The sequence below is a fragment of the Caballeronia terrestris genome, assembly GCF_001544515.1.
GTDB classification, from domain to species: Bacteria; Pseudomonadota; Gammaproteobacteria; order Burkholderiales; family Burkholderiaceae; genus Caballeronia; species Caballeronia terrestris.
This window is the reverse complement of record NZ_FCOL02000559.1, coordinates 1-766: the sequence shown is the minus strand read 5'-3', so window position 1 is coordinate 766 and position 766 is coordinate 1. Positions and strand designations below refer to the sequence as shown.

The following is a 766-nucleotide window of genomic DNA, read 5'->3' as shown; positions in this document are numbered from 1 at the left end:
ATCAACCTGATCATCTTCGTGCTGGCGATCTACGTCGGCTATCACGTGGTGTGGAACGTCACGCCCGCGCTGCACACGCCGCTGATGGCGTAACCAATGCGACCTCCGGGATCGTGATCGTCGGCGCGATGCTGGCGACCGGGCTCACGGTCAGCGGCACGAGCAAGTTCTTCGGGACGTTGGCTGTCGTGCTTGCGGCCGCGAACGTGTTCGGCGGCTTTCTCGTGACGAGACGCATGCTCGAAATGTTCAAAAAGAAAGAGCCTAAGAAGCTCGCGAGCAAGGAGGGCACGTAAATGAGTCTGAACGTCGTCACTCTCCTGTATCTCATCGCCTCGGTGTGTTTCGGCCAGGCGTTGAAGGGCTTGTCCAATCCGAAGACCGCGCGGCTCGGCAACACGTTCGGCATGACCGGCATGGCAATCGCCATCCTCACGACGCTCGCGCTGATCGTGAAGCAAGCGGCGCTTCTCGGGTCCAACCTGGGCTTCGGCCTCGGGCTGCTGTTCGCGGCGCTGATCATCGGCGGTGCGGCAGGCTCGTACATCGCGGCGAAGGTCGAGATGACGAAGATGCCCGAACTCGTCGCCGCGATGCACTCGCTGATCGGTCTCGCTGCCATCGCCATTGCATATGCGGTGGTCGCCGAGCCTTCGGCGTTCGGACTCGCGCCTCCCGGATATCTGATTCCTTACGGCAATCGCGTCGAGTTGTTCATCGGCACGTTCGTCGGGGCGATCACGTTCTCCGGGTCGGTCATCGCGTT

At 61.7% G+C, this 766-nt stretch carries 1 protein-coding gene and 1 pseudogene; both read left to right on the top strand.

Annotation, left to right across the window (positions count from 1 at the left end):
* Positions 1–296: pseudogene (locus tag AWB67_RS38940) on the top strand (NAD(P) transhydrogenase subunit alpha part 2); the annotation flags it as partial.
* On the top strand, positions 297–766 hold a 470-nt coding region (locus AWB67_RS38935), incomplete at its 3' end, for an NAD(P)(+) transhydrogenase (Re/Si-specific) subunit beta (protein ID WP_200822447.1).